22 protein-coding genes and 1 other RNA gene are annotated in these 22736 nt (G+C 33.2%); 15 read left to right on the top strand and 8 right to left on the bottom strand.

What is annotated here, in order from left to right; genetic code table 11:
• The gene (locus NBRC110019_RS13470; RefSeq protein ID WP_281755696.1) at positions 1 to 1122 is read left to right on the top strand and encodes a GTP cyclohydrolase; all 1122 of its coding nucleotides are present in this window, start codon (positions 1 to 3) and stop codon (positions 1120 to 1122) included.
• Between the two features lie 56 nt (positions 1123 to 1178).
• Here the strand turns inward: NBRC110019_RS13470 and NBRC110019_RS13465 are convergent, their stop codons facing one another.
• Entirely contained in the window at positions 1179 to 2375 is a 1197-nt protein-coding gene (locus NBRC110019_RS13465) for an acetate/propionate family kinase (protein WP_281755695.1), read from the bottom strand.
• 8 nt (positions 2376 to 2383) lie between these two features.
• Positions 2384 to 4477 (bottom strand): phosphate acetyltransferase, encoded by a 2094-nt coding sequence (gene pta, locus NBRC110019_RS13460; RefSeq protein WP_281755694.1) that lies wholly within the window; start codon positions 4475 to 4477, stop codon positions 2384 to 2386.
• A 193-nt stretch (positions 4478 to 4670) separates the two neighbouring features.
• Here pta and NBRC110019_RS13455 point away from each other — a divergent pair, with 193 nt between their 5' ends.
• The 8 genes from NBRC110019_RS13455 (at position 4671) to NBRC110019_RS13420 (ending at position 13421) form a co-directional block, all read left to right on the top strand.
• Entirely contained in the window at positions 4671 to 7142 is a 2472-nt protein-coding gene (locus NBRC110019_RS13455; protein ID WP_281755693.1) for an ATP-binding protein, read from the top strand.
• Positions 7129 to 7515 carry a response regulator gene (locus tag NBRC110019_RS13450; protein ID WP_281755692.1) on the top strand — a complete coding sequence of 129 codons (387 nt, stop codon included), beginning with the start codon at positions 7129 to 7131 and terminating at the stop codon, positions 7513 to 7515. Before NBRC110019_RS13455 ends, NBRC110019_RS13450 begins: the two co-directional genes overlap by 14 nt.
• Before the next feature lie 53 nt (positions 7516 to 7568).
• The gene (locus tag NBRC110019_RS13445; RefSeq protein ID WP_281755691.1) at positions 7569 to 8204 is read left to right on the top strand and encodes a hypothetical protein; all 636 of its coding nucleotides are present in this window, start codon (positions 7569 to 7571) and stop codon (positions 8202 to 8204) included.
• A 5-nt stretch (positions 8205 to 8209) separates the two neighbouring features.
• Positions 8210 to 8503, top strand: coding sequence for a winged helix-turn-helix domain-containing protein (locus tag NBRC110019_RS13440; protein WP_281755690.1), 294 nt, complete (start codon positions 8210 to 8212; stop codon positions 8501 to 8503).
• 331 nt (positions 8504 to 8834) lie between these two features.
• Entirely contained in the window at positions 8835 to 10202 is a 1368-nt protein-coding gene (locus NBRC110019_RS13435; protein ID WP_281755688.1) for a DUF4153 domain-containing protein, read from the top strand.
• Positions 10203 to 10212: 10 nt separating this feature from the next.
• Positions 10213 to 10746 carry a Coq4 family protein gene (locus tag NBRC110019_RS13430; protein WP_281755685.1) on the top strand — a complete coding sequence of 178 codons (534 nt, stop codon included), beginning with the start codon at positions 10213 to 10215 and terminating at the stop codon, positions 10744 to 10746.
• On the top strand, positions 10743 to 11393 hold the full coding sequence (locus NBRC110019_RS13425; protein WP_281755683.1) for a DUF1361 domain-containing protein: 651 nt from the start codon (positions 10743 to 10745) through the stop codon (positions 11391 to 11393). Before NBRC110019_RS13430 ends, NBRC110019_RS13425 begins: the two co-directional genes overlap by 4 nt.
• A 123-nt stretch (positions 11394 to 11516) precedes the next feature.
• A complete protein-coding gene (locus NBRC110019_RS13420; RefSeq protein WP_281755681.1) occupies positions 11517 to 13421 on the top strand; it encodes a TlpA family protein disulfide reductase in 1905 nt (634 codons plus the stop codon).
• A 51-nt stretch (positions 13422 to 13472) separates the two neighbouring features.
• Here the strand turns inward: NBRC110019_RS13420 and NBRC110019_RS13415 are convergent, their stop codons facing one another.
• Entirely contained in the window at positions 13473 to 14687 is a 1215-nt protein-coding gene (locus NBRC110019_RS13415; RefSeq protein ID WP_281755680.1) for an NAD(P)-dependent oxidoreductase, read from the bottom strand.
• Between the two features lie 125 nt (positions 14688 to 14812).
• Here NBRC110019_RS13415 and ssrA point away from each other — a divergent pair.
• Together ssrA and NBRC110019_RS13405 are read left to right on the top strand one after the other, a co-directional pair.
• Positions 14813 to 15215: a transfer-messenger RNA gene (ssrA, locus tag NBRC110019_RS13410) on the top strand.
• A gap of 235 nt (positions 15216 to 15450) precedes the next feature.
• Positions 15451 to 16722, top strand: coding sequence for a site-specific integrase (locus tag NBRC110019_RS13405; RefSeq protein ID WP_281755678.1), 1272 nt, complete (start codon positions 15451 to 15453; stop codon positions 16720 to 16722).
• Between the two features lie 21 nt (positions 16723 to 16743).
• On the opposite strand, the gene NBRC110019_RS13400 is transcribed toward NBRC110019_RS13405, so the two are convergent.
• Positions 16744 to 16965 (bottom strand): hypothetical protein, encoded by a 222-nt coding sequence (locus tag NBRC110019_RS13400; RefSeq protein ID WP_281755677.1) that lies wholly within the window; start codon positions 16963 to 16965, stop codon positions 16744 to 16746.
• A gap of 198 nt (positions 16966 to 17163) precedes the next feature.
• On the opposite strand from NBRC110019_RS13400, the gene NBRC110019_RS13395 reads away from it, so the two are divergent.
• Positions 17164 to 17343, top strand: coding sequence for a hypothetical protein (locus NBRC110019_RS13395; RefSeq protein ID WP_281755675.1), 180 nt, complete (start codon positions 17164 to 17166; stop codon positions 17341 to 17343).
• Positions 17288 to 17509, top strand: coding sequence for a DUF6934 family protein (locus NBRC110019_RS16910; RefSeq protein WP_373877003.1), 222 nt, complete (start codon positions 17288 to 17290; stop codon positions 17507 to 17509). Before NBRC110019_RS13395 ends, NBRC110019_RS16910 begins: the two co-directional genes overlap by 56 nt.
• A gap of 261 nt (positions 17510 to 17770) precedes the next feature.
• Here the strand turns inward: NBRC110019_RS16910 and NBRC110019_RS13390 are convergent, their stop codons facing one another.
• Together NBRC110019_RS13390 and NBRC110019_RS13385 are read right to left on the bottom strand one after the other, a co-directional pair.
• Positions 17771 to 18823, bottom strand: coding sequence for a DUF932 domain-containing protein (locus NBRC110019_RS13390; RefSeq protein ID WP_281755673.1), 1053 nt, complete (start codon positions 18821 to 18823; stop codon positions 17771 to 17773).
• A 34-nt stretch (positions 18824 to 18857) separates the two neighbouring features.
• On the bottom strand, positions 18858 to 19235 hold the full coding sequence (locus NBRC110019_RS13385) for a single-stranded DNA-binding protein (RefSeq protein WP_281755671.1): 378 nt from the start codon (positions 19233 to 19235) through the stop codon (positions 18858 to 18860).
• A gap of 203 nt (positions 19236 to 19438) precedes the next feature.
• On the opposite strand from NBRC110019_RS13385, the gene NBRC110019_RS13380 reads away from it, so the two are divergent.
• Positions 19439 to 19639, top strand: coding sequence for a hypothetical protein (locus NBRC110019_RS13380; protein ID WP_281755669.1), 201 nt, complete (start codon positions 19439 to 19441; stop codon positions 19637 to 19639).
• A 195-nt stretch (positions 19640 to 19834) separates the two neighbouring features.
• Here NBRC110019_RS13380 and NBRC110019_RS13375 read toward each other — a convergent pair whose 3' ends face one another.
• Positions 19835 to 19999, bottom strand: a complete 165-nt coding sequence (locus NBRC110019_RS13375) for a hypothetical protein (protein WP_281755667.1) — start codon at positions 19997 to 19999, stop codon at positions 19835 to 19837.
• A gap of 86 nt (positions 20000 to 20085) precedes the next feature.
• Between NBRC110019_RS13375 and NBRC110019_RS13370 the strand changes: the two genes are divergently transcribed.
• A complete protein-coding gene (locus NBRC110019_RS13370) occupies positions 20086 to 22251 on the top strand; it encodes a TonB-dependent receptor (protein WP_281755666.1) in 2166 nt (721 codons plus the stop codon).
• A gap of 68 nt (positions 22252 to 22319) precedes the next feature.
• Here the strand turns inward: NBRC110019_RS13370 and NBRC110019_RS13365 are convergent, their stop codons facing one another.
• Entirely contained in the window at positions 22320 to 22508 is a 189-nt protein-coding gene (locus NBRC110019_RS13365) for a hypothetical protein (protein WP_281755664.1), read from the bottom strand.
• Positions 22509 to 22736: the final 228 nt, after the last annotated feature.

Here is a 22736-nt window from a genome sequence, read left to right as displayed (position 1 = left end):
ATGATCACGTTAAAAAAACTTACTACAAAAAAAGAAATGCAAGCTTTTGTAAAGTTTCCATTTACATTATATAAGAATAATAAATACTGGGTTCCTCCTATTATTAATGACGAATTAGAGGTTTTAAACAAAGATTTAAATCCGGCATTTGAAAATGCAGAAGCAACCTACTACGGAGCATATAAAGACTCAAAAATGGTAGGAAGAATTGCTGTAATCATCAATTGGTATGAGGTACAAACTCAAAAGATAAAAAAAATACGATTTGGGTGGTTTGATTTTATAGATGATTTGGAAGTATCTAAAACTTTACTGGATAAAGTTTTTGAAGTTGGGAGACAAAATAATCTAGAGTTTGCAGAAGGCCCCCTAGGATTTAGTAATCTTGATAAGGTTGGGGTTCTTACTTCTGGTTTTGATGTTTTAGGCACTATGGCTACATGGTATAATTATGAATATTATCAAGAGCATTATAAGCAATTAGGATTTGAAGTTGGCAAAGAATATGTTGAAAACACATTCCCTTTCTCAAATGTAAATCCGCAGTTTTTTGAAAAGGCTGGAAAATTAATTAGAAACAGGTATGAATTAAAGCCTATAAATTTTACAAACACAGAAGACGTAATGCCTTATGTAGATCAAATGTTCGATCTTTTTAATGAAACCTATTCTGTATTATCTTCATTCATTCCGGTATCTGAAAAACAAAAAGAATATTTTAAAAAGAAATATCTTTATTTTATAAATCCTGAATACATCAAATTTATTCAAGATAAGGATGGTAAACTAATTACTTTTGGTATCGTTATGCCGTCTTTTTCAGAAGCACTTCAAAAAGCTAAAGGAAAATTGTTTCCTTTTGGTTTTATTCATATGTTAAGGGCTAAAAAGAAACATGATACCATTCTGTTCTACTTAATTGGTATTGATCCTAAGTATCAAAACAAAGGTGTTACCGCTGTTTTATTTAGTGAATATTTTAAATCATTAAAAGGAAAACCTATTGAAACTTGTATAAGAACCCCAGAATTGGCAAATAATATACCGGTAAGACAAATGTGGAAACATTTCGATCCTCAGATTTTTGCTACTAGATGTACCTTTGTAAAAAATATAGAGTAATAAAAAACGGATACTTTTTAAGTATCCGTTTTTTATTTTTAAAACTTTCTCTAGTACTAAGGATTTAATAACGCATATGATTGTTTCGCTATTTCCAATTCTTCATTAGTAGGTACTATTAATACTTTCACATTCATATCTGGTTCGTTCACCATTCTAATGGTATTTCCTCTTACAGCATTCTTTCTAGGATCCAATTTAATGCCTAAGTAGTCCATATCTTCACAAACAACCTTTCTAATAACACTACTATTCTCTCCTATCCCTGCGGTAAATACAATTGCATCTACACCATTTAAAGCAGCACTGTATGAACCAATATATTTCTTTATTCTATACCCATTTAAATAAAGTGCTAATCTACAATCTTCATTACCATCTGCAGATTTAGCTTCAATATCTCTCATATCACTATACCCAGTTAAACCAAACATTCCGCTCTTTTTCTGAAGAATGGTATTAACCTGTTCAGCCGTATATCCCAATTGATCTATCATATAAAAAATTACAGATTGATCGATATCTCCTGCTCTAGTTCCCATAATTAAACCGTTTGCAGGCCCCATACCTAAAGAATGGTCTATAGCTACACCATCTTTAACAGCTGTTATACTACACCCATTACCTAAGTGTACTGTAATGATTTTTCCGTTAGGTAATCCATGATCTTTTAAATATTCAATTGCTTTTTCCGAAACGTATTTATGGCTTGTACCATGAAAACCATAAGCCCTCACATCATGTTCGTCTGCAAATTCTTTTGGAATAGCATATTTATATGCTTTCGGAGGCATTGTTTGAAAAAAAGCTGTATCAAAAACGGCTACCTGTTTTGCATTTGAGAATACTTTTTCTGCAACCTCAATGCCTTTTAAATTTGGTGGGTTGTGTAAAGGAGCTAACGGAAATAAGTTTCGAATACTTTCTTTAACATCCTCAGTAACTTCTACAGTTTCAGAAAATGCCTTACCTCCATGAACTACTCTGTGTCCAACTATTTGTATATTCTCTTTATTACTAATTACACCAAATTCTTTATCTAAAAGATAAGTTGTAATTTTTAACAATCCAGTTTCGTGATCGGGAACTTCAACTTCTTTTGTTACTTTAAAATCTCCTGATTTATAATGAATTAAAGCTCCATCTAAACCAATTCTCTCAACCAATCCACTGGCTTTAACTTCTTGCTCAGGCATCGTTATTAACTGAAATTTGATAGATGAACTTCCTGAGTTTATTATTAATATATTCATAATCTAAATTAAATTCCTTGTGCTTGTATTGCAGTTAAAATAACAGTATTAAATACATCGTCTACTGTACAACCTCTACTTAAATCGTTTACCGGTTTGTTTAATCCTTGTAACATTGGTCCTATTGCTAAGGCTCCCGTTTCTCTTTGTACCGCTTTATAGGTGTTATTACCTGTATTTAAATCAGGAAAAATAAGTACAGTCGCTTGTCCGGCTACTTCAGAGTCAGGCATTTTACTTCTACCAACAGAAGTATCTACTGCAGCATCGTACTGAATCGGGCCTTCTATTTTAAGATCAGGCCTTTTATTTCTAACTATTTCAGTTGCTTCTCTAACTCTATCAACATCTTCACCTTTACCAGAGCTACCAGAAGAATATGATAACATAGCGATTTTAGGTTCTATACCAAAAGCGGCTGAGCTTTCTGCAGATGAAATGGCTATTTCAGCCAGTTCCTCCGAAGTCGGATTTGGATTAATAGCACAATCGCCAAATACAGAAACCCTATCTTCTAAACACATAAAAAATACCGAAGAAACAACAGAAACACCTGGTTTGGTTTTTATAAATTGTAAAGCAGGTCTAATTGTATGTTGAGTTGTATGTGCAGCACCCGAAACCATTCCATCAGCATCTCCCATATAAATCATCATTGTACCGTAATACGAAACATCGGCCATCATATCCTTAGCCATATCCATGTTTACATTTTTATGCTTTCTTAATTCATAAAATGCTTTCGCATAATCTAAGTACTTTTCTGAAGTTATAGGTTCAATAATTTCTATCTTATCTAAATCTATAGGTAAGCGTAATGTACTTATTTTAGTCTTAATTTTATCAAGATTCCCTAGTAAAATAATATCTACTACATCTAGTGCTAAAAGCCTTGAAGTGGCAGTTAAGATACGATCATCGGAACCTTCAGGAAGCACAATACGTTTTCTTTCTTTCTGTGCGTTTTTGTAAAGTTTATACTGAAACATTTTAGGGGTAACCGCATGTGGCTTAAAATTAATTAGCTTTTCGGTTAATTTATCTAATTTCATGTACTTTTCAGAAACTGCAATAGAAGTAATAATCTTCTCTTTACTATCTTTATAAATCTTAGATTTTATATTTCCAATACGATTGGTTACACTAAACGTACCTTGCTTTACAGAAATTATAGGTACAATTTGTGACAAACCATCTATCAATCTTAAAATACTATCTTCAGGAATTAACCCTCCAGTTAATACAATACCAGAAATATTAGGATAATTAGCCGAAATATGCGCTTGTAAAGCCCCTAGAATAATATCTGCTCTATCGCCTGGTGTAATTACCAAACTATTATCACGAAGATGAGTTATATAGTTACGTAATTGCATGGCTCCAACACCAAAACTACCTGTTTGATTATCTAAATATTCTTCTCCAAACAAAACCTTTCCGCCCAACTCATTTACAATTTCCTTTACAGTAGGGTTTTGTAATGTACTTACAACAGGAACTACTGAAATCTCAACATCCTCAGGAAATGTTTTTTTCAAATCAAACGTCACATAGTTAAGATTATCTTCTTCTATTTTATTAGCAACAATACCAATAACCTTAACATCTTTATTAATAAATGAAGAATATGCAAAATTAAGAGCACCAACTAACTCATTCAATGTTTTGCCTTTACCACTCGATATAATAATAGTAGGCAACCCAAGATTTTTAGCAATAGATACATTAGTATCAAATTCATAGACATTTCCTTTTACAGAAAAATCAGTACCTTCTACTAAAACAAAATCAAACTGCTCTTCTAATGCTTTATATTTTTGAATAATAACATCTAAAACTTCTCCTTCATTACCCGCATTTCTTTTCTTAAGCACCTCACTTCTAGTAACTCCATAACATGCCTCATAAGAAGCTTCTACTTCAAAATGTGATAAAATAGTTTCAATATGATTGTCTTTACTATTGTTTGTAAAATCATCTATAATAGGCCTAAAATATCCCACTTTGGCGGTTTTACCCAACAATGTCTGCATGAGCCCCAAAGAGATTAGTGATTTTCCACTATTTTCTTCCATGGTGGCTATGTATATACCTTTATTCATAACCTTATAATTTGCTGTAAAATTAAGCTTTATAAAATTTCTAAAACTGACATTTGCACATATATTTGTCTCAAAAAATAATTATATTAGTATTTATTTTTGTAAGATATATAAATATATATCGTATAATTAACTATAATCCCCCGTTTCATATTAATTCTAATGATTTTTTAAAAAAAATCATACAAATTTAGTGTCTATTAAAAATAAAAGTAAATATAACCTAACAAATTTGATAGTTCTAAAACCCAAAGTTTTTAGTGTAATATGTTTTTTTATATTATCACTCATTGGTTTTTTTATTATTAAACAGCAGCACAGTATTTCTGAAGAAAAAGAAAGACTAGAAATGCAAAAAATGCTAAATGTAGTACAAAGAAACATTGAGCAAATTCTTCAAAATAGTCATACTATTACGCTTTCATTAGCTCAGACTATAGATAGAACAGGGACTCCTCAAAATTTTGAAGCAGTAGCTAAGAGGCTCTTAGATAATAATAAAAATATTGATATTGTACAACTAGTACCCAATGGGGTAATTAAATATATTTATCCGTTAAAAGGTAATGAAGAAGCCATTGGTTTAAATTTATTTAATACTAAGCATACGAAAGACGAAGCATTAAAGACAATTGAGCGAAATGATATTTATTTTGCGGGGCCGTTAGAACTAGTTCAAGGAGGAAAAGCTATTATAGGAAGAACTCCTATTTATAGAGATCGTAAATTTTGGGGATTTTCTGCAATTATTATAAGTTTATCAAACTTATTAAAAGAAGCGGGTTTATCAGATTTTAATATTAGTGGTTACTTTATTCAACTATCCAAAATTAATCCTGTAACTAATAAAGAAGAGTTTTTTCTAGATAATCCATACAATTTTGACAGTAGTATAAAAGAAACCATTAAATTACCTCAAGGTAATTGGAGTATTCATTTGGTTAAAGAAAAAAGTAATACAGCATTAATTTCACTTTATCCTACAATTATTCTTTGGGTTATCTTTTGCATTAGTTCTACTATACTTCTCTATTTCTTACTAAAAAAACCATCTGAATTACAACAGGTAATTGTTAATCAAGATGAAAGAATATCTAAAAACGAAAAAGAATTACAAGTTATCTTTGATAATGCAGCTCTTGGAATAGCAGTAATAGATATTCGCTCGAGGGTTTTTATTAAAGTAAATCAGCAACTATCTAAAATGCTTGAATGTCCAATTTCGAGCCTGCTAAAAGCGAATGTTCATGAATTTATCTTAGAAAAAGACACCTCTAATTTTGATAGTTTATTAAATGATTTAAGGGAAGGAAACCTTAATAAGTTTTCAGCTACTAAAAAACTCATTAGTAAAAATAAAAAAATTATTTGGGCAAATATCACAGTTTCTCCTATGTGGCATAAGGGAGAAAATCCTAGTTCCTATATTACTGTAATAGAGGATATAACAGAAAAGAAAAAATCTTCCGAATTATTACAGAAAAGTGAATCTAGATTTAAAAGCTTATTTGAAGATTCTCCCATACCATTAAGTGAAGAAGACATGTCTGGTGTTCAGGAAGAATTGAAAAAATTGGACCTATCAAAACTTCCTCCTACAAAAATTTACAGATACTTTAAGGAACATCCTAAAGATCTTTATAGATGTATCAATAAAACCAATATTATTGATATAAATAAAGAAATGATGTTATTAAAAGATACCAATTCTAAAAACGAATACATTAATAATTATAAGCTATTTACATTAAATAGAGCACCTAACTATCTCATTAAAAAATTAATTGCTATTATAAAAAATCAAACTTCATTTGTTGGTGAAACCAAAATACAAACCTTCAATGGGGAAGAAAAAGACGTATTAGTAAAATGGTATGTTGTACCTGGGTATGAAAACAATTATAAACGTGTATTTGTATCTACCGAAAATATTACAGAACGTAAAAATGCGGTAAGAGAACTAAAAAAATCACATAATACACTAATTGAACGAAATAAGCGATTATTGGACTTCTCCTATATTATATCTCATAATTTAAGATCGCATACTAGTAACATCCAAACTATAATAGATAACCTGGAATATGTTGATAATGAAGAAGAAAGAACAGAACTATTAGGACTACTAAAACAAGTTTCAGATTCTCTGGATGAAACTATTCATAACCTAAATGAGATTACTAGTATTAGGGCTAATGTAAATATTTCTAGAGAACCGCTAGACATTTATTCCTATACTCAAAAAACAATCAATATTTTAAGCTCTAAAATAGATAAGAGCAATGCTATAATTCATAATAAAATAGAACCAGATACAATTATTTTATATAACCCGGCTTATCTTGAAAGTATTTTATTAAATTTATTATCTAATGCAATAAAATACGCCCATAGTGAAAGGCAACCTGAAATTAGTATTTATACCAGAACCTTTAAAGGTAATTTACAATTATTTGTAAAGGATAATGGAATAGGAATTGATTTAGAAAAACATGGAGAGAAGATATTTGGTATGTATAAAACTTTTACAAAACGAGATGACTCGCGAGGTATTGGTTTGTTTATCACCAAAAATCAGGTGGAAGGAATGGGGGGGAAAATTGAAGTAAAAAGTAGTATAAACGAAGGATCAATTTTTAAAGTTTTTTTTAATGAGCCAAAATAGTACTATTTGTATTATAGATGATGATAAAATATATCAGTCGTTAACCAAGCGTATGCTATTAAAATTGGTTGATGAAATTGATATTGAACAATTCTTGGACGGTTCGGATGCATTTGAATCTTTTAGAGAAAAAATTGCCTCTGGAGAGCAACTTCCAAAGGTTGTTTTACTTGATATAAATATGCCTACCATGGATGGATGGGAATTTTTATCTAAGTTAGAAAAGCTTAAAATTGATTTTAGTGAAGTTGATATTCATATTGTCTCTTCATCTATTGCTATACAAGATATGGAAAAAGCGAAAGCGAATGTCAATATTTTGGGATACATTACAAAACCTATAAAACCAGAAATTTTAAAAAATATATTATAACCTGTTGCATAATATATTTTTTATTCTTTACTTTGAAAAACAAAGTACTTTAAATGGATGCCAAAAATTATTTAGATGATATTACACAAATAAAGCAAATGATGAACAAATCATCGCGCTTTATTTCATTAAGTGGCTTGTCGGGAGTTATGGCCGGTATATATGCGCTTATAGGAGCTTTTGTTGCCCACTACTACATTGAGCAATACCTAGAAAAACTAGTAACTAATGAAGTCTCAAGAAATAGCAGACCTATGCATCTGGAGATAGAATTTAAATTACTAGTTATTGCTGCCTTAATAATGCTTGCTGCTATTGTTACAGGTGTTATATTAACCTCTATCAAAGCTAAAAAAAATAACGCTAAAATGTGGGACGCATCCTCTAGAAGGTTACTCATAAATTTTGCCTTTCCATTAATTACTGGTGGACTATTTTGTTTAATTTTAATACAAAGAAATTATATTAGTTTAATAGCGCCAACAATGCTCATATTTTATGGTCTTGCTTGTATTAACGCAAGTAAATTTACCATTGGAGATATTAAATATTTAGGAGTTATTAATGTGATCACTGGAATTATATGTAGTCAGTATATTGGTTATGGTATTTACTTTTGGGCTTTTGGTTTTGGAGTAATGCATATTGTATATGGTACAATCATGTATTTAAAATATGATAGAAAGTAACTATTTTGGGAATTATTAATAACATAAATAAAGCCTTTGATCATAGAATACGACTTGGTATAATGTCTATTCTCATGGTTAACGAGTATGCTGAGTTCACCATGCTAAAAGAGTTGTTAGAGGCTACAGATGGCAACTTAGCAAGTCACCTCAAAGCTTTAGAAAAGGAAGCATATATTGTGGTGCAAAAACAGTTTATAGGACGAAAACCTAATACTAAATACGTTGCCACAGATTTGGGCAGATTAGAATTTAAAAAGCATATAAATGCTTTAGAAAAATTAATTAATAGAAGTTAAATTTTTTTTGCACCACGACTTTGAATTTCAAAGTACTTTACAATATGAAAAACTATATATTATATTTTGCATTAACAGCTTTTAATCTCCTTACGATAATGTATTTAGAATTTCCTTTTATCGGGGGTGATATTGGTGTTGCTTACAGAATTAGTGCCATACTTATTATACTCCTAATAGCCGCCCTATTATCTCTTGTAATGTTCCTGAAATTTATAGTCATAAAAATAAAATTAAAAGAAGCCATTATTAATATAGGAACTCTATTTGTAATCCTATTATATGCCATCATTTATATTCTCTATTCAATCATGTATTATTAAATAAACCTATGAAAAAAAGTATCTTAATTTCGTTTGCCCTCATTTTTGGTTACTTATTTTACCAACAAAGTTTTGGTATAAATGTATTGTTGTTTATTCCTTTTATCCTATTAGTTATCAATAAAGCTAAGGTTAAAATAAACCTGTATGCTATATGTTTACTAATAACCGGTATTTCAGTGTTTGTAAACCTTTCAATATCCTCTATAGTAATGCTGTTTCTGTCGTTGTTTGCTTTTATTAGTAAATCTACCTCAAGTAAACTATCAATCTATTTAGCCACTTTTGCTGGTGCAATAACCAGTATTATAGGGAGTGCCAATATCTTAGTGAATCCAAAAACTCAAAAAGAATCTGAGTCTAAAGTCAATACTAAATTTTGGTTCTTAACGTCCATAATTATTCTACCTGTTCTATTTTTATTTATATACTTATACAGCAACTCTAATCCTATTTTTAACGAGTATATTCAGAAAATAGATTTTAGCTTTATTAGTATAGGTTTTATAGCCACCGCACTTGCAGGCTTTGTTTTTCTATTGAATATTAGTAGTCCCCTATTAATTAAAGAGGTGGAAGAAATTGATGAGCAGACCCCTTCTACCCTTTTAAAACCTGAAGAAAAATTTTCCAAATCACTTTTAGAAAATCTAAAGTTTGAACATCTGCAGGCTTCACTACTCATCGGGACTTTAAATTTTTTATTAGTATTGTTTTTAATTACCGATGTACTTTTATTCAATAATAGTGAGGCTATGCAAGCGTTTAAAGAGAACGTTCATAATAGTGTATATACGCTTATTGTTTCTATTATTTTTGCAATCACAATTATCAGTATTTATTTTAGAGGTAATTTAAATTTCTATCATAAAAATCAACTCTTAAAGAGATTGGCTAATGTATGGGTTATACTAAACACCTTACTGGTTTTAAGTACGTTATACAAAAACTGGTATTACATAGATCATCATGGTTTAACCTTTAAACGTATTGGTGTTATTGTTTATTTACTACTCACGATAGTAGGTTTGTACTATACCTTTCGTAAAATTCAATATCAAAAAACGTTTTGGTATATTCTTAAAAATTCTACTGCAGTCGGGTTCTTTCTTTTTACGGTACTATCTTTAGTACCCTATGGGAAACTAGTTACCTACTATAATCTAAATTCTGAGGCTGTTATTGATGTAGGCTACCTACTTACTTTACCAAAAGACAACGCTTTTATACTTTGGGAACATCGGGCTGATCTAAAAAACAAAACTGATGAAGAATATTACCGAAATATAGAATCCCGATTAAAATATTATGAAACTTACTTAGAACAAAGAGATTGGCAGTCGTATACACTCGATAATTTGATTTATAAGGACTAAAAAGAATGCTATGAGAAAGAAACTTGTTATTTATTTATTCGAAATATCTAAAAACATTTATACAAAATATTTTAAGCAAGATCATATCCCCTGGAACGTAACTGTACCAGAACTACTAACCTATCCAATACAAAGTTTTGGTTATGCGCTGGGGGATTTTCTTAATGACCATCAATTTGACCTGATTGCTAAGGTAGAAAGACATGATGCCTACCATGTTTTAACAGGATATGGAACCTCTGTTGAAGAAGAAATTGGCCTGCAATACCTTTGTATGGGCAATGGTAAAAAAAGCGTATACATGTACGGCACTATTGTGTTAGGTACTTTCATACTTCCTGAATATTATAGTTTTTATTACACTTCTTATAGAATTGGTAAAGAAGCTAATCCCTTCCATCAGTTTGATTATTTAAAACTTTTACAGACTGATTATAGTGATTTGTACCATGTAATATTCTTAAAAAATTTAGATCAGGTAAAACAAGAAAACCTACATGGTATTCAACTCGTAAACAGTTCTTATATCCCTTTTAAACTATGAATTTAATTACCATAACCATACATAAAATGTATATAATTATAGCCATTATTGGCATTATTGCTATTGGATTATTTATAATGAAACTCTTTTATTTAGAAACGTACTTTTTAATGTTTTTAGCATGGAACTTGTTTTTAGCCTATGTACCACTAGCCATTAGTTCTTTTATTACCTATAAGAAATCTTCAAAATATAAATTGTGGGGACTAAGCTTATTATGGCTGTTATTTTTGCCAAATGCACCATATATTTTTACAGATTTCATTCATTTAAAAAGTAATTTAAGTCATTTTTGGTTTGATTTTGTTATGATATTAATGTTTGCTATTAGTGGTTTATTAGCTGGTTTGTATTCCATATATCAACTACACCTTCATTTTAAGACAAAAATCAAACAATCTATACAATGGACAATAATTGTTATCATAAGCTTTTTGTGCGGATTGGGAATATACTTAGGTCGTGTAATTAGATTTAATAGTTGGGATATACTACACCGTCCTTTTTCTATCTTATTATCTGTTTTTAAAATATTCATACATCCAATAAATAATCAATCTGCTTGGTACATAACGTTTGGGTTTGGGGTTTTTATTTTTATCAGTTATGTACTTATGTACCGCTGGGTACAACCAAAAAAGGAGTAATCAATTGATTACTCCTTTCTTCTCTAGTGTTAAAATTAAGAATATTACTTTAAATAAAGTAATATTTTCATACAACAAACGTTTATTTATACAATAACCGTTCATTAACTAAAAACGAATCGTATGAAAAAACAAGTCATTCTATTAGCCATTGCAGCGGCATTCTTTTCCTGTACTTCAGATAAAGAAATAAGCGGGGGAAAAGATATTGGTAATTTACATTTGTCATTAGAAAAACCAAAACCTGGAGATAGTTTAGACCTCTCTTATATTTCTCCTGATAACACCGAGGAAGTAATCGCACGGTATATCTATTATATTGAAAATAAAATGCATACAGAAGATATTAACTTTATTGAAAAAGGAGAAAATAATTGGAAAGGTGCCATAAAAGTTCCGGATTCTGCTTCTATACTAGCCTTCTATATGAAAACAGGTAATGAAATAGATAATAATAACCATAAAGGATATATAACGCCTTTATTTACTACAGACGGTAAAGAAGTTAAAGGAAGCGGTATAACTAAGGGGATCTATTACAACTCTATAAAAAAAAGTTACGAACTTGATATTCCACAAGATTCGATTCTTTCACTTATGAAAAATGATCTTATCAAGTATTATGATTTAAATGATATTTGGCAAGTGACTTATTTAAATTTGCTAAAAAAGGATAACCCAGAAGAAGCTAAAACATATAGTGAAGAGCGAATCAAGGTAATTAGTAACAAAGATTCTATTACTGAAAAAGATTATCAAGCGCTTTCAAATATTTACTATATCAATAAAGATATGGCTAAAAGAGATTCTATAACTGCACTGGCTATTGAAAAATACCCAATTGGTGCCTTCGCAGAGAACAGTTATTTATCTAAATTCTTTCAGGTAAAAACGCTTCCTGAAAAAGCACATACACTTAAGGTATATCATGAGAATTATAGCGATGTAAATAATTACAACTACCTATTAAGCGCTTTGGCCAATTTACATTATAAAGCAAATAACATGGATAGCCTTACCTATTATGCTGATAAAATCACCGACCCTACAAAAAAAGCTTCTTTATATAACCAGATTGCATGGCCAATTGCTGAGAGTAATGAAACGACTGAATATAGTTTAAACATCTCTAAAAAATCATTGGATCTTTTGAAATCTGAAATGACCGATTTAACCTTTAAACCTGATTACTACTCTACTAATCAGTATAAAGACAATCTAGAAAGTTCTTATGAAATGTATGCAGATACCTATGCGCTACTTCTTTTTAATAACGGAAATTTAGAAGAGGCGTTAAAATATCAGAAAATTGCCGTTGGTGAAGGTAAACAACCCGACATAAACGAGCGTTATATGAAGTTTCTAGTGGCTAATAAAAAATATGATACTGCTGTTAATGTAGCTGCCGACTTTATTACTGAGAATATGTATACCGAGTCTTTGGTTGACTATTATAAATCGGCTTACGAGGTTAAAAACGGATCGTTAGATGATTTTGAAACTACTTTAGAATCATTGAAAAATGAAGCTGAAAAAGAATTAATTGCAGAGCTTAAAAAACAAGTATTAGACAAACTCGCTCCTGACTTTACCTTAAAAGATAAAGATGGTAAAACCATGCAATTATCTGCCTTAAAAGGTAAAACGGTTATCTTAGATTTTTGGGCAACTTGGTGCGGACCTTGTAAGGCATCGTTCCCCGGAATGCAAAGAGCGGTAGATAAATTTGCCGATAACGATGATGTAGTATTTCTATTTATTAACACAATGGAACAAGGTGATAACAGAATTAATGATGTAACTAGTTTTATAGATAAGAGCAACTATTCGTTCTCTGTTTTATTTGATGAATTAGAATCTAAAACAGGTACCTATACAGTTGCAAATAGTTTTAACATATCAGGTATTCCTACTAAAATTATCATAGGTCCTGATGGTAAATGGAAATTTACCAATGTAGGATACAGCGGTAACAACGATAAACTTTTAAAAGAAATTGAAAACATGATTAAGATATCACAATCTTAAAATTAGCTACAATTGTAGCTAATTTTAATCATAAAAAAGGAGTGATTTTAATCACTCCTTTCCTTTTACATAATCTTCTAGGTATTTATATCGTTCAGTTAGCGTACCGTTTTGAGTCATTCTGGCTCTTTCCAATACCCCCTCTTTATCGTTATTAAAGAAAGCTGGGATCACATATTTTAAAAACATTTCACCAAAACCATCACTAGCATCTGCCGGTAACTCACATGGTAAATTATCTACCGCCATTACTGCAATAGCATCTTTATCCATAAAATCTACTTCACTTTCGGTTTCAGCATTATAACCGTAGACAGGATCTGCAATGGTAGAAGGTTTAATAGTGCACGCCACAGGTCCATCAATATCGCAACTTACATCGGCTACCACTTTAATATTAAAGTTCGTATGCTTAGCATCTTCTCTGGTAAATAAATACGGAGCACCATCTCCAAAAAAGTGTCCGGCAATATAAAAATCAGTTACTTTAGCAAAACGCATAAAATTAGACACATATTCATCCGGATGCTTATAAAAATCCTCTCTACCCAAATATTGTTCGTCTAAACGTTCATTGTATTCTAAGACGTCTATCTGGCAATATACAGGCTCTTCATAAGAATGATGTAAATAATCATTGATACTCACCTTGGTTAATGATATAGCATCTAGCATTTCCTTAACACCATTACCTACTCTACCCTTACCTGTTAACAGAATTTTTAAGTCTTTAGGTAACAAGCCTTTTATTTCTATTAATGCTGCAATTAAAGCTTTCTGATTAGGTAATGTTTCTGCTTTTGGTAATTCAAACAACCCTAATTTAAGTCCTAAGGCTCTAAACCCATTATACGCACCTACAATACCGGCATAACGTCCAAAAGCTACTAACCGTTGTCCTCTAATACCAGTAATTACTTCATGGTCATACAACTCAATATTTTTTTCTAAAACCGCCTGTAACAACTTTCTATTGTACGGTTGTTTTTTAACGGTATGCGAAAAGAAAAAGTATTTCTTATTAGGAATTAAAGCCTCAATAGGTACTTCTTTTACCCCTAACAGTACATCACAATCTGCTATATCTTCAGAAACTGTAATTCCTAAATCTGTATACTTGGCATCTGAGTACACACGTATATCAGAAGGTTCAACGGTTAATTGGGCTTCTGAGTATTTAGTTATCAATTGCTTACAAGCTTCTGGGGACAAAACAACTCTTCTGTCAGGAGGATTTTTTCGCTCTTTTATAATTCCAAAATGCATAGAAAAATAGGTTTTTGGTATATATTTTGCATAAAGTTAGATGTAATTTTACAGTTAACAAAAAGATTTTGTAATTTCGCAACCTTGTTATAAAAACAGGAAAACGTTCTTTAACAACAAACAATGGGGTCGACTGGTTTTGACAGCGGGTCTAATTGAATTGTAAGCATGTCGAGCTATGGAAGTAATGCTCGTAAATCTTTATTCCAACAATTTTAAATGGCGAGAATAACTACGCTCTTGCTGCTTAATCCGAATTTATAGTAGGATTTTAAGCCACGTTTCCGCAAGGCGGAAAGGCGAGATGTCTCTGGATAGCCCTTGTTGACGGCGATCTTCATGGAGACACCATAAAAGTCAACATAGAAACCAAGCTTGCTTCGGTGCGGTTTCAAATCACTCAGAAGCTAAGCGTGTAGTGGGCGGTTTTCGGTCAGTTATATGTCGAAAATTAAACGAAAACTAAACATGTAGAAAGCACTTTGATTGCTTGTTTGGACGAGAGTTCGATTCTCTCCGACTCCACTTTTTATACTACAAACAACTTCAAAAACCCTGTAATCGTATGATTTACAGGGTTTTTCATTTTTATAGGTGTCAAATAAAGGTAAATAAAATCATCTATTTTGACACCAATATGGACACCCCCTTCGTATTTCAAAAATAGGTGTCAAAAAACGATATAAAATGCTATTTTACAACACTTTGCAAATGTTAAAGTGTTTTTATATTTCCTCTATTTTTACTTAAATTTATAGTGAAAATGACACCTAAAATTGGACGAAATATGAAGACAGATTATTATGTACACTTTTATTTAAAAAAGGAAAAGAAAGATAAAGCTGGATTAGCTCCTATATATCTTCGAATTATTGCTAAAGGCAAAAAAGCTGAATATAGTATCTCAAGGAAGGTAGATCCTAAATTTTGGAATTCTAAAAGCGAAAAAGTCAATGGCAACAACCGTGATGCCAAAGAGATTAACGATCATATCTCTAATTTAAAACACAAACTCAACAGAATCCATCAATCCTATATCGATTCTGATACTGAAGTAACCGTAAAAAATTTAATGTATGACCTTAGAGGAGGTTCCAATATCAAATCAAAATTGTTATTAGCCGTTTTCGAGGAACATAACAAACGAATGGACACCTTGGTAGACAAAGACATCAGTGCTTCTACAGCAAGCCGTTATTGGACTTGTTACAGCCATTTAGAAGCCTTTATCAAAGAGGAGTACAAAAATGATGATTATCGATTGAATGCTATTGATTATCAATTCATCAATAAATTAGAGTATTATTTAAAAACGGTACGCAAGTGTAACCACAACTCTACCCTTAAATACATCAATAACTTTAAAAAGATCATTCGAATCGCATTGGCCAATGGTTGGATGGAAAGAGATCCCTTCTACAATTATAAAGCCCAATTCAAACCCGTAGAAAGAGAATTTCTAACACAAGAAGAAATCATGATTTTGTATGAAAAAGACTTGCATTTTGATCGTTTGCGTATTGTACGTGATATGTTTCTATTTTCCTGTTATACCGGTTTAGCTTATGCTGATGTGAAGAAGTTAACCACTGATGATATCATTAAGGGAATTGACGGTTACCAATGGATTAAAACCAAACGAACCAAAACGGATTCGGTAAGTAGCATTCCTCTACTTCCCATGGCCATGGAAATATTAGATAAATACCAAGATCATCCCGAAGTCAAACGAGGATCATATATTTTACCGGTATTAAGCAATCAGAAGTCCAATGCTTTTCTTAAAGAAATAGCTGAACTATGCGGTATTAAGAAGAACCTAACCACACACTTAGCACGTCACACCTTTGCCACAACTGTCACGCTTTCCAACGGCGTTCCTATTGAATCTGTAAGTCGCATGTTGGGGCATAAATCCTTACGAACTACGCAGCACTATGCCAAAATAGTAGATCGTAGAATCAGTGATGATATGAGTATGCTACGGGCTAAATTACATCCGGAAAGTGAACAAAAGAAAGATAAGAAGAAATAAAACGGTTTAAACCGCTTAAATTTACCGATGGTTTCTAATGAACAATTCATAATCAATGACCTCTCCATTGGCTATTTCCTCTGAGGCCAGTTCTATTTCCATTCGTTGTTCTAGAGATAATTCATTCCAAAAATCTGAAGATCTTTCTTTTTTAAAAATCTTTTTAATTGATTCAATAATCTTAGGATTATCTGTCTCTAAAAGCATTTTTACCAGCGCCATTTTTTTCGCTTGAATATCCATTTTTTTACTATTAAGAATTTTGAAGATAGTAATTTGAACTTAATAATCTGATAAATATGATCCAATAAAGCTACTTTAATAAGTTTTGCCAATAGTTAAAATGAACTTTTACAAAAGTGATTTTTGTATATTTCACTAAATATTGAATTGAATCTAAAAACATTTAGAAATAGTTTCACTAAATGATTCAATGAACTTATGAAAGATGACTTCAAATTCTCCATATTAGGTACTTTTTTTAATAACATAAGCAGCGAAGAATCCTCTTTATTACATTCAGATAAAAAGCATATTGATGATTTAAAAAGAGCTTTAAGTTCAGCTGAATTTAAGGAAAAAGCTAAGGAACATATCAAAAAATTGTACCATAAAAAATGATTTTTTAAAGCTGTTCTATACAAATAAGTATGTTGACAAGGAAGAAATAGTTTATGCAATTGGTAGTACCAAATCAACAACACGATTATTCAGAATAGAAATAACCAACTATCTAGAAGAAATAAAGGAAGATTTTGAAGTTTTTGGAGAAATAGAAAATGGTTAAGAAGAACTTCAAAAAGATGTTGAATCATTTTAATAAGTTACACATTATTTAAAGTATATTTTATCAAAAAAAGTATTCCGCTTTACGGCAAAAACATACGTCCAAAACAATTGGGCGTATGTTTTTGCCGACGCTATAATATTCTATTGTTTGCTCCAAATACTTGTGTACTTCAAAGAATACTAGAATTAATAGGCAACCATCCTTAAAAGGTATTTAAAAAGGCTACCACCCTACTTAAAAAGCAGTAGCCTATGGTGATTAATTAAGGTGAAATACATCCGCTCCTTCTTTAGCAAAGGCAGCACAAATGTCAAATGCCTTTTGCGATTTGTTTTGCGCGGTACCACCCAGTACAATACTTTGCAACTTGGCTTCATGAGTCTTGTACTTGCGTACATTTTGGTAATAGCCTGTTACCGCATTATACGCCCCATATAAGGTACCTTTGGTGGTATCTAATTGTTGGGTATCGCTCATCATCGCATAGGAAAAAGCATCATTTACCGTATTTTTAAAAAGTGTGGAAGTATCGGACTCCGTTCCTTTTTGGAGTAACTCCAAGGTTTCTTTGTTCGGACACAGTGCCAACTGAATGAGTTTACGCACCTCAGAATCGGTTACTTTGACGGTTGCCCACTGATTAAAAATACCTTCTAATTGGGTACTTAAGGTATTGGCCAGTCCCATTACTTTATGGGCATTGATTAAATGCTGCTTGGCTCCTGAAGTATGTTTGATACGTACCACATTGCTCATACTACGAAGTGATGCATTTAAGGTATTTTGACACACGATACGAATGGGTGTAAAAGCGGCGGTAATACTTCCGGTACCATCATGTGAAGTTGTTAGGAAAAGGTATTTTTCGCTTACATCATCTCCGTTACCTACTCGTATATAATCAGGGAGTTTGGCGGTAATAAAGATGCGTTCACCACTGCCTAAAGCCCCTGCAGTTTCATAGCGTATCCCTGTATCACCATCAACAATGGCATCAAAAAAGGCAAACGCTTCTTTGTTTTGTATGATTTGGTAGTTTTTGCCTACCACGCCCAATACTTGGTCGGTATCGGTACGTACTGTAGCAAAATACTCAGGAACTTCAAGTTCTTTAGCTTTCTCAGAACTTTCCAATCCTTTGGTATAGAGCGGGGACTTTACTACGTCATAGTCCAATCCTGCGTGGGTAATCGCCTCGGCACTGGTTGGGTACTGGTCAATAATTTGACCTAATCCATGCCATGCTTTTTCCTGAACGCTAAAAAACGAATAACGTCCGGTATGCTCGTTAAAATTAATTTGATGTCCCATAATTCAATGATTTAAAATGTGTGAATTGATTTGTTTAGAAAGGCAAATTGTCCTCAGTCTCTTTCGCTTGCTTCGTATTTGAAGCATTTCCGTCCTTTGCTTTCTTTCCTCCTCCATGGAGTTTAATACCGGAGGTATGGAAATTCAGCCCTGCATGGGCTTCTCCGTCATTTCCTGTCCAAGCTCTAGCGCTTACCCTTCCTGTGAGTTCCACCAAAGTTCCTTTAGTAAGTATCGCAGCTACCTTACTACTAATCCAGTATGAGCAATCAAAAAAAGTAGTCTGCTCGATGCGCTGTCCTTGTTTGTTTCGGTAACGATCATTAACGGCAACCGAAAAGTTTACTACTTGTTTGTCTTTGGGGGTGGTATGCACCTGTGCATCCCGTGTCAATCTTCCTGTAATGTTCATGATTTCTGCATTTTAAAAGTTCTACAATCCGTTAAAAAAGCCAGTGTAATTATTCGGTCATGAGAGGAGGTGCTGAAGTTTTGTTTCTTGCTGATTCCAATACCGATATGTACTATTTTCACCACTGACATTTTTTTTATTCGTTTAAAGAGCCGGAGTATGCTTTGTTTCGTTTCACGAGCAGATAAGGTACGTGTGAAGGCATGGCAAGGTTTTGCATAGCAAATACGACCTGTACAGGTGGAGATTTGTGGGCAAACTCGGAAGAGCCCGACCTTGCCGAAGCCTATAACACGGAAATACCTTTGCGCTTGAAACGAGATAAAACCGCATACAGGCTCTTGAATACAAAAAATGGTGGAAGTTTTGAAAAGGTGTATTCAGGAATTTATACAGAACAATAGACTGAGCGCTCAAGTATTGATTCTGACTACAAAATTATTCTCCTTTTTAGAAGTATTGGAATATCATTATCTTTGAAGCCTGATGAAGTATTGGATCCTCTATATGGCTATGCTTACCTTATTTGCTGCAACTGTTCCGTGTTGTGGCCTTATAGACCATTGCAATGAAGATATTACACAAAGCAGCGATTCCCATCAGGATGAACATAAAGCCTGTAATAACTGCTCTCCCTTTTTTGCCTGTGGCAGCTGTTCGGGGTGTATACTTCCTTCGCAAACAGTAGCACAAGAAATGACCATACCATTAGCTACTGAAAAAGAGGAAATCACACATTTCAAAACCATTACTCCTTTTCGCATTTTAAAGTGCTTGTGGAAACCACCCCGCCTTGATAGTTATACATCCATAGGTTAACTACATTTTTTTCACCTTAAAATTAACACACATGAAATTATTTTATGGGGTACTCTTGCTATGCTTCTATAGTCAGGTATCCTTTGCACAACATACCTTTCAGGTAACTGTAAAAGATCAAAACACACAAGAACCACTGATCGGGGTTTCGGTCTTGTTTCCTGAACTACAGCTGGGGGCTGCTACCGATAGCAATGGTAATGTTACCCTTACCAATATCCCTGAAGGAACGTATACCCTACAAATTCAATACCTAGGGTATCAAACCCAAAGCTTACGACAAGTGATTCCAACATCACAAACGACACCTTTGATCATTTATCTAAAAGAAAATGAAGAGGAAATGGAAGAAGTGATTGTAACCTCTACCCGCAGTAGCCGTACCATTGAAGACATCCCTACACGGGTGGAAGTAATTGCCGGGGAAGAACTGGCTGAAAAAGGCAATATGAAACCTGGAGACATTCGCATGCTACTCAATGAAAGTACCGGTATCCAAACCCAACAAACCTCCGCTACCAGTTATAATTCGAGTATTCGAATTCAAGGATTGGATGGAAAATACACCCAGCTACTCAGGGATGGACTTCCCCTATACTCCGGGTATTCCGGCGGTCTTAGCCTGATGCAAATAGCACCACTGGATCTGCAACAAGTAGAAGTAATCAAAGGATCTTCTTCTACCCTATACGGTGGTGGCGCCATTGCCGGATTGGTGAATTTAATTTCTAAAAAGCCAGAAGAAGAACGCTGTTTGGACTTTATGGCCAATGGAACTTCTGCCTTAGGATTGGATCTTAGTGGATTCTACAGTGAAAAATACGGTACCCTAGGGACTACGGTATTTGCTTCCTATAACAAAGGAACCCCCTATGATCCTGCGGATATTGGACTGACTGCCATCCCTAAGTTCGATCGGTTCACCCTAAACCCGAAAGTCTTCGTTTACCTGAACAAACTACAATTGAATGCCGGTGTTAACTATGTAACCGAAGATCGATTGGGAGGAAATATCGATTATATCAACAAAGATACACCTACTGGTTATTTTGAAGAGAACCAAACGGATCGGATTTCCACTCAATTCCATGCGGTATACACACTCCAAGAAAACCAGCAAGTAGCATTCAAAAACAGTGTGAGTTTCTTTAACCGAAGCATTACCATTCCGGATTATGAATTTTCAGGAAAACAAGTGTCTACATTTTCAGAAATCAATTTCAGTACCCATTCTGAAACTACCGAATGGATTGTAGGGGCTAATCTCTGGACAGAACGTTTTAAGCAAACACAAAATACCTCAGGAGAAAATCTTGGTTATTCCAATAGTACTGTAGGTGCCTTTATTCAAAACACCTGGAATATTGCCGAACCCTTTACACTGGAAACCGGACTGCGCAGTGATTACCAATCGGACTACGGATGGTTTGTTTTACCGAAGTTTTCATTGTTATATGAACCTACCCATAGGCTAACGCTACGTTTAGGAGGTGGTTTAGGCTATAAAACTCCCACGGTATTTACTGAAGATGCAGAGAAACTACAATTTCAGAACATCCTCCCGATGGATACCGACAACACCAAAGCCGAAGAGTCACTGGGAACCAATCTGGACATCAATTACAATTGGCCCATTTCAGAGGCTATTGGTTTAAGCACAAATGTGTTACTTTTCTACACCCGTATCAATAATCCCCTACTATTACAGGCTACCGATAACAACCAATATCAGTTTGAGCAACCTCAGGGGTATATGCAAACCCGAGGCATAGAAGCCAATATGAAGTGGAGTTACCGAGATTTTAAACTTTTTATAGGTTATACCTATGCGAATGTAGATCAGCGTTACAACGGTGAAAGTACCACCTATCCCTTAGTCTCCAAACATCGACTGAACAACGTATTGATGTATGAAAAAGAAGCTAATTTTTGGATAGGATTGGAAGGCTATTATTACAGTCCACAACAACTTAATGATGGCACCACCGGAAAAGCGTATTGGATTGCCGGTGTCATGACTGAAAAGAAAATCGGCGAACATTTTTCGGTATTTCTCAATTTTGAGAACCTGTTAGACACCCGACAAACCCGATTTGATACTATTTATACCGGAAATCTCAATGATCCACAGTTTCGGGATATCTATGCTCCGGTTGATGGATTTGTTATCAACGGAGGTTTTAAACTTATTTTATAAACTAAAAAAATAGCGCACAGTAAAACACTGTGCACTATTTTTTTCATTATCGGTCTATATTCATCCCCTTATTTCGTACCTCGCGGCCATTCAGCTAATCGATCGGGATAGGTTGCTCCGTCAGATTGAATCCAAAGCACATCATAGCCACTGATATCGGTACCCTCTGCTACATCCTGAAAGGAGAAATAACTGCCCGAAATATCGGGATGTGCCGGTAAAAAAGTATCCATAAACCAAACGGCTGGCCCGGTCATCGTCATAAGTAAAACCGTCCTGTGCGGCCGGTATGTTATCGCTATAGGTGGCTACCTGACCTACAAAAGCAATGGAGGTCTGTGCATGGCCTGAACTCCATCCCAGCTGACAAAGCCATAGGATTCCCCATACCTTCAGGTAATTTTGTTTCATCGTGTTTGTTTTTAAGGTTCATCACTAACTTTAAGGCAAGCTCGCAAAACATGTAAGTTGCCACATGGAAGTAT

The organism is Neptunitalea chrysea (assembly GCF_027924145.1).
Lineage (GTDB): Bacteria > Bacteroidota > Bacteroidia > Flavobacteriales > Flavobacteriaceae > Neptunitalea > Neptunitalea chrysea.
This window is presented reverse-complemented; position numbering and strand designations above follow the sequence as displayed.